3 protein-coding genes are annotated in these 8130 nt (G+C 52.0%); all 3 read left to right on the forward strand.

Translation table 11 applies throughout. The features are described 5' to 3' along the window. The first annotated feature begins 61 nt into the window (after nucleotides 1–61). Entirely contained in the window at nucleotides 62–400 is a 339-nt protein-coding gene (locus tag AC0QHF_RS14065) for a CoA-binding protein (protein WP_324704851.1), read from the forward strand. Between the two features lie 140 nt (nucleotides 401–540). Beyond that, on the forward strand, nucleotides 541–1521 hold the full coding sequence (locus AC0QHF_RS14070; RefSeq protein WP_324704852.1) for an ABC transporter ATP-binding protein: 981 nt from the start codon (nucleotides 541–543) through the stop codon (nucleotides 1519–1521). Nucleotides 1522–2464: 943 nt separating this feature from the next. Continuing rightward, nucleotides 2465–8130, forward strand: a 5666-nt coding sequence (locus AC0QHF_RS14075; protein ID WP_375341429.1) for a pre-peptidase C-terminal domain-containing protein, incomplete at its 3' end; no start/stop codon positions are given.

The following is an 8130-nucleotide window of genomic DNA, read 5'->3' on the forward strand; positions in this document are numbered from 1 at the left end:
GCAGATGACGCAGATTTCTGATTTTTTATGTGGGTCGCAGGTGATGGGGCTTTTGTGAATTATGGTCGATCTCAACGTAGATGACAGGGCGATGGCGGCGGTGCTCGGGCAGTCCCGGGCGATCGCGGTGGTGGGCCACTCGGACAAACCCCACCGCACCAGCTATCAAATCGCCCAATTCTTGAAACGGCAGGGGTATCGCGTTTATCCCGTGAATCCGGTTGTGGCGGAAATTGATGGCGAGCCCTGCTATCCTTGTTTGGAAACGGTTCCGGAGGCGATCGATATCGTGAATGTTTTTCGGCGATCGCGATATCTCCCGGAAATTGTGGACGAGGCGATCGCGGTGGGGGCGAAAACGGTTTGGGGGCAGTTGGGGGTGTCGGACGCGATTTTCTGATAAAAATTGAATATAGCCCAATGTGGAACCATTTGTAAAATTGTCCGGCCCCCAAACCCCCAATACTGGGGGCTTTGAGCGGATCGATTTTTCACGAATCATTTCACACTGCTATATGTCCGCATGAATGTGATGCAAAAATGAATCAGGCTCCTGAGTTGGAAATGCGATCGCCCCAGTCCGAACCCGTCCCGGTGGTGGAAACCCAGAATTTGGGCAAGTTCTACCGGACGGGGTTTTGGATGAACCAAAAAATCGAGTCCCTGCGAAGTTGTACCCTGACGCTGTATCGGGGGGAAACTTTCGGCTTGCTCGGCCAAAACGGGGCGGGAAAGACGACGTTATTTAAACTGTTGTTGGGGTTGGTGCGTCCCACCTCCGGAAGGGCGTCGCTGCTGGGAAAACCCATCGGCGATCGCCCGGTGAAACAGCGGGTGGGATATTTGCCGGAAAACCCCTATTTTTACGACCACCTGACGGGGTGGGAGTTTTTGGAGTTCGCCGCAGAATTGTTCCAAATTCCCCGGGGGGTGAGTCGCCGGCGCATCCCCGAGTTATTGGATTTGGTGGGACTGGCGAAGTCGGCGGCGGTGAAAAAGCAGATGCGCCAGTATTCCAAGGGGATGTTGCAGCGCATCGGCATGGCTCAGGCGTTGATTAATGACCCGGAGTTGGTGTTTCTGGATGAGCCGATGTCGGGGTTGGACCCGATGGGGCGCTATCAGATCCGGGAGATTATTTTATCGCTCAAAGACCAGGGAAAGACGATCTTTTTTAACAGTCACGTCCTGTCCGACGTGGAGAAGATTTGCGATCGCGTCGGGATTCTGGTGCGGGGGGAATTGATCTGTGCCGGTTCCCTGGACGAGTTGTTGGGGACGGCGGCAACTTACGCGGTGACGGGGAAGGGGGGCGATCGCGAAACACTCGAAAATTGGCTGGAAAATTTCGATAGGGAGCGGGACAGTTGGCAGGGACACCTCACCGGCGATCCCCAAGCGTTTTTGGAGCATTTACAAGCAGATGGGGGACAGTTAATTTCCATGAACTTATCCCGCCTCACTCTGGAGGAATTTTTCATGCGGCAGTTGCGCGATCGGGGGATTACTTCGAGCAGTTAAGGCGATCGGCCGGCAACGAAAACGAAGCCAAAACCGAAATCGGAGCGAGTCCGATCTGGGAACTCTCCAGGAACCCATTCTATCAGATTGGTATATCGGATGAGTCGTCATTGTCAACTCTGGTACACTCACAGTGTTGAGAAATCGGGTCAACTCGGCACTCCACCGCCTGGAAATGTAACACCCTTTTTTAGAACTCGAATCATGGCCCAATTCCCGGGGGTATCGTGTAACAATTTGTAAATAAAAGCGTTGGATTGAAAAGCAAATTATTAAATTTTGTTATTTTTTGCTGAAAAGTCAAATCGGTAAGGTACGATGAAATCGTCGAATTACTCATGGGGTGGTCATCAAGCGAACTGCTGCTGCGGAGTCGGTACAAAAGTCAGGTCAAGCCCAAGAGACCCTGGAGCCGATGGGTGAAATGAGAACACCAACCTCCTGACCCTCATTTTTCCGGGGCAACCACTGTGTCATATTCATTGTTTGTCGATTGGCTTGCGATTGTACCCCCGTCACGACTGCAATCTTTACCCTCTTCGTGGTCTGTCAAGATCGACATTGTGGGCCGACCCACGTTCGTCATACCCAATTGGAAATTGCCAACCCCAGCACTAGAATTGGCAGTCCACTCAAGCCGGAGGACTGAGTTCAGAGGTTTTTGAACTCAAATATTTTCGGCTTTCAGAGTCTCAAAATCTCTCGCTTTTTGATAGCGAGAGGGGTTGGTTTGTGAGAATCAAATGCTGCAATGGTTCGCGAAGGCGATCGGCGATCGGTCTGGTTGGCAATCCTTTAATTGGCGAACATTCGGCAAGATTTGGATATCGCGGTGTTTCATGGATAAGCTAAAATGGTTGATTATTTAGAGCCGAATGATGCACAGACCAGTGCAACATTCTTAGGGCTAGTTAATGGGTAGACCGGTAATTACGGTCTGAGCATCGATCCGTCCGGCGATGAAGACTGGTTTCAATTTGAAACCTCTGAACCTGAAACCGGCAGTTTCTACGGCGAGGTCGATATCTCCTTCAACGGCGGGAATGGAGACCTAGACTTGGCACTTTATGATGCCAATGGGAATTTCCTCACCAGTTCAGCAGGTACGGGAGATTTTGAGAGTATCACTCTACCGAGTGCGGGTACTTACTTCGCTCAGGTTTATGGATGGAACGGAGCGAGTAACCCTGACTATGACCTCGAAATCTTTGCGCCGTTCATCTCGGGAGGAGGCTCATCAAATGATGAGTACGAACCCAACGACACCCGCGAGACGGCGGCTGATCTCGGTTCCGTGACTGCCTTGGCGGAGTACGAAAACCTGGTCATTGAGTCCGAAGATGATGACTGGTTCACCTTCACGACCAGCGGAATGGGCGGATTTGATGCCGAGGTGCGGATTAATTTCTCCCATGACCTCGGAGATCTGGACATGGTTCTCTACGATGCGGGGGGGAATCAGATTGGAAGTTCAACTAGCACTTCAGAGGAAGAACGTATTAGTTTGGCAAATCAACCTGCGGGAACCTATTACGTCCAAGTTTACGGATGGAACGGAGCCAGCAACCCAAACTATACTCTGGCTATTGACAACCCCCAAACCCAATCGGATGACCCATACGAAGACAATAATATCTTCGCAGAGGCGTCTCCTCTGGGGTCTGTACAGGGAGAAGTCTCTTATGACAATTTAGCCCTGCTGGATGACGATTGGTTTTCTTTTGATATCTCTGGGCAGGGTGTATTCGGAAATGAACTGGCGATCGCATTTGACGGTTCTGTTGCCGACCTTGACTTGAAAATTTACTCTGATGGCAACACTCTGATCAGTTCGTCTACCGGTACGGGCGATTACGAAAGTATTAGTTTGGCAGGATTTGACCCAGGTACCTATTATGCCCAAGTGTTTGGCTACCAAGGGGCTACCACTTCTGATTACGAGCTGATCATCGATGCTCCTTACGGGACGGGAAACGTTGGTAATGACGATCGCTATGAATCCAACGATTCTGCAACTGAAGCTAACACTTCTGCTAATTTGGGGCTCAGACGGGGTTACAACAACGTCTACAACAACTTAGTGATTGCCCCTCCTGAAGTCGGTGAATCAGAGGAGTCCGACTGGTTCAGATTTGAGATTGATGGTGATGGATTTTTCGATCATGAAGTTCGGATCGAGTTTTCTCATGCTGCGGGCGACCTCGATCTCCAACTGTATGCAGCAGAGGATCCTGTCAATCCATTGAGCGGCTCCTACAGCATAACTGATGATGAAATAGTCAGCCTGGACGGACTGGGAGCGGGAGTCTATTACGCCCGTGTTTATGGCTATGGCGGAGCCACAAACCCCAACTATACTCTGATAATTGATGCACCAGAGGGAACGGGTACAGGTAACGGCCGTGACGATCGCTTAGAAGAGAATGATAGTCTTGAGAGTGCATGGCCTTTGGGTGTGTTGCAAGGGGTGAACTTCATCGAGAATGGTGCCGTGCTGACCGCCTTAGACGATGACTGGTATCAATTTGAGATGACCGGAACGGGTGGGGCGAATCATGCTGTCACGATCAACTTTATAGACGATTTCGGAGACCTCGACCTCGAACTCTACGATGCAAACAACAGCCCGCTCAACGGCTCCTACAGCGTTACCGATAATGAAACCGTGAGCCTGGAAGGACTCGCACCGGGAGTCTATTACGCCCATGTTTATGGCTATGCCGGAGCCGAAAATGATTACACCCTGACCATCAACGCCCCGGGTGATGATACGGGTGTGGGTGTCGGTTCAGATGACAGTTATGAGTCTAACAATTCTCGCGAAACGGCATCGGATCTGCGAGAGTTGAGGGGGTTGAATACTTACTCGAACCTGGTGATTGCACCGCCGCCGGCCGGGGAGGTGGAATACGACTGGTATGAGTTTGAGATGCTCGATGAGGCTCAGGTGGGCGACGAAATTCGGATCAACTTCACCGACGACTTTGGCGACCTCGATCTCGAACTGTTTGACGGGAATGGTAATTATATCGACGGCTCCTACAGCGTTTCCGATGAAGAGAGCATCAGTCTGGCTTATTTAGATGCCGGGAACTACTACATCAGTGTTTACGGCTTTGACGGAGCCAGCAACCCCAATTACACCCTCACCATCGATGCACCCGATGCTCCGAGTGAGGATGATGATGCTAATACGATTACGGGTCCGGATGGTTATGAATCGAATGATTCTCTGACAGCAGCGACTCTGGTGCGAGACAACAGCACCATCTCCGGTCTGAATATTCATGAAGCGGGTAACGCGGACTGGTTCAGGTTTGACCTCGCCGAGATGGGGAACTTTGGGGATTTTGTCCAGGTGGATGGATTTAACCACGGCGACGGAGACATTGACATTGAACTTTACGACCAAACTGGGGCATTTCCGTTGAGACAATCTGCGGGAGTTGGCAACGTCGAAACCATCTACTTGGATGGACTGGCTCCCGACACCTACTATGTCAAAGTGTTCGGGTACGACGGTGCGACCAGCCCCGGATATCAACTGACGGTTGATGCCCCCCTCGAAGGAAGTTCGAGTCCTGGGACGGGAATCAGTCCGGATCGCTTTGAAGAAAACAACACCCAAGCCACGGCTTATCTCTTCGGGTCTCGCGATGTCGGGGAAGACGATCTCACTCTCACGGAAGGGGATACCGACTGGTTCCAGTTCAGGCCCTCCAGTAACGGCACTGTCGAGGTCAGCCTCGACTTCAACCACGCCGAAGGAGATGTAGACCTGCGAGTTTACGATTCAGAAAGTCTACTGGGTACTTCTGAAGGCACCACCAATGAGGAATGGGTGACCTTTGAGGGAACCGCAGACAGCGACTACTGGGTTGAAGTCTACGGCTATGAGGAAGTGTCTAACCCCGAATACAGCCTGAATATCACCACGGTCGGCGGTAGCAGCGAAAATGAGGATAATAGCAACAACGATCCCAACAATACCTCTGATACTGACCAGTGGACGATTATGGTCTACATCGCCGCGGACAACAACCTCGAAGGTGCGGGTATTGTTGACATCAACGAAATGGAAGCCGTCAACCTGCCGGATAACGTCAATGTGGTGGTTCAAATCGATCGCATCGATGGCTCGCCGGAGCGGTGGGACGACACCAGCAACGGAAACTGGACAGACACCCGCCGGGGCTTGATTGAGCACGACAACGACACCAGCTTGATCACGAGCGACTTGCAGTCCCTCGAGGAACTCAACATGGGAGATCCGGCAACCCTCACCGAGTTCATCCAGTGGGGCGCCCAAAACTACCCAGCTGAAAATTATGCGGTTGTGATTTGGGATCACGGTGGCGGCCTGTCCGGTGTCGCTTGGGATGAAACCGATGGCAACGCCAACTTATCCTTGAGCGAGGTGACCGGGGCAATTACAGATGCCAACTTGGGTGGCAATCTCAAGGTCGTCGGTTTCGACGCCTGCCTGCAAGGATTGGTCGAGCAAGCTTACGAAATCAAGGATCTGGCCGAGGTGGTCGTCGCATCCCAGGATTTGGAACCGGGTCAGGGCTGGGATTATACGGGCTGGTTGCAAGACCTGGCGATCGCTGGCGGTCGTTTGGATGCCGAACAGATGGGCGAGGCAGTCGTGGACTCCTACGGTGAGTTCTACAACAATCGGGAAACTCAATCGGCAATCCGAACCGGTGCCTTGGGCGCACTCAACACCGCGATCGATGAATTTGTCGAAGCCGTCCTCGATACTGGCACCGGGCCAGATTGGACTCCCATCATCCAAGCTCGTTCGGCGTCCACAGCGTTTGACAAGCCTAATGAGCGAGATTTGGGCAGCTTTATGGATGCGATCGCCCGGCAGACATCCGGGGCAATTGCTACGGCAGCTCGCAATGTTTCCCAAACACTTAATAATGAAGTCCTCATCGATCAGGTGAATCTGGGAAATGTCTCGGGTCTGAGTATCTACCTACCACCAGTCGGCAGTAACTTGAACAGTAGTATTTACACTGCTGACAACTATCAGTTGGTCAGGGATACTCGCTGGGGAGAATTCCTGCAAGCCTTTACGGGACGCGATCGCAGCGAAGCCCAAAGCCGCAGCCGGCGGATCGAGGCGGACTATGCCGAAACCACGGACCTCAGCGGGAACCCGACCAGCAACCTCAATAACAACTCGCCCAACTTGGCGTTCAACCTCGGACGTCTGGCTGGTCCCGATCACCAGTTCTCCGACCTGTCCCTCGACAGTAGCAGCGATGTTGACTGGTATCGCTTTGAAATGCGGGGTATGGGTACGGAAGCCGATAGCGTTCAGATCAACTCCGAACAAGACGGAAGCTTGACCCTGGAACTCTACAAAGGCAATGAAAACGGCAGTTTTGACCGGGGTGAGAGCGGGCAATTGGGCACGATTCCCGGCAATGAGGGTAATGTCAGTTTCAGTCTCGAAGGACAACCACGAGGAACCTACTTCGTTAAGGTGTCCGGAGATGAGAACCCCGACTACACCCTGGAAGTGGATGCACCGACAGTCCGGGGAGCTTCGGGTGCAGTTGAGATTGAGCCCGATGCCCTCGAAGGCAGTACGAACAACAACAGTCAAGTCAAAGCCCACAACCTGGGCGAGTTGGGACCCGATACGTCGATCGCGATTCCCGGTTTGTCCATTGGCGAGGGAGATGTGGATTGGTTTGCGGTGACTCCCACCCGGATTCCAGAACGGTATCCCAATGGGATTACGATCGAATACGAAGAAGGCGACGGCGAACTGTCACTGGAACTGTTAGATGCCGAGGGTAATCCACTCTTAGATGCTAACGGTGAGCCACTCAATGCTGTCAAGAGTTCTAATCCTAATTCTTCTGACTTCCAATCCATCGGTTTCCCAGATACGAACAATACCATTTACATCAAGGTTGCCGGTGTCGATGATGCCACCAATCCCAATTACGAACTCAATATTGTCCGCCGGGAGTTGGATATTGATGGGGATGGCAGATATCAGACATTTAGTGATGGTTTGATGATTCTGACCCACCTGATAAATCCTGGTGGCAACAACGACTTTGAGGGCTACAAAGGAGACGGGGCTCAACGGACTTTTAATGATGAGTTGAAAGAGTATTTTGAAGATGCCAATACCATGCTGGACGTTGATGGTAATGGTACTCGCACTGTATTTACTGATGGTCTGATCATCTTGAGCTATCAATTCGGCGATCGCACAGGTCTGACCGATTACCTAGGAGAAGGTGCAACTCGTACAACTAATGAAGAGTTGGTTGAATACCTCGAGTATTATCAGCCACCTAATGATCGCTTGCGGCGGGTAACTCAGTCGGATTCGGAAGCAGATGAACCTATCCAAGAAGAACTGTGGGATGACTCCACCAGTTTGGGATGGCTCGATGATGGCGAAGAAGACACCGGCTCCGATGAGTCTGAGGAAGAGGATGTCGCCGAGGATACCGACTCCGATGAGTCTGAGGAAGAGGACATCGCCGAGGATACCGACTCCGATGAGTCTGAGGAAGAGGACATCGCCGAGGATACCGATTCCGATGAGTCTGAGGAAGAGGACATCGCCGAGGA

This window comes from Lyngbya sp. CCY1209, assembly GCF_055795065.1.

What these genes read in the sequence shown, in the direction of transcription:
- AC0QHF_RS14065 (WP_324704851.1), top strand. Translation starts at nt 62, where the DNA reads ATGGTCGATCTCAACGTAGATGACAGGGCGATGGCGGCGGTGCTCGGG.
- AC0QHF_RS14070 (WP_324704852.1), top strand. Translation starts at nt 541, where the DNA reads ATGAATCAGGCTCCTGAGTTGGAAATGCGATCGCCCCAGTCCGAACCC.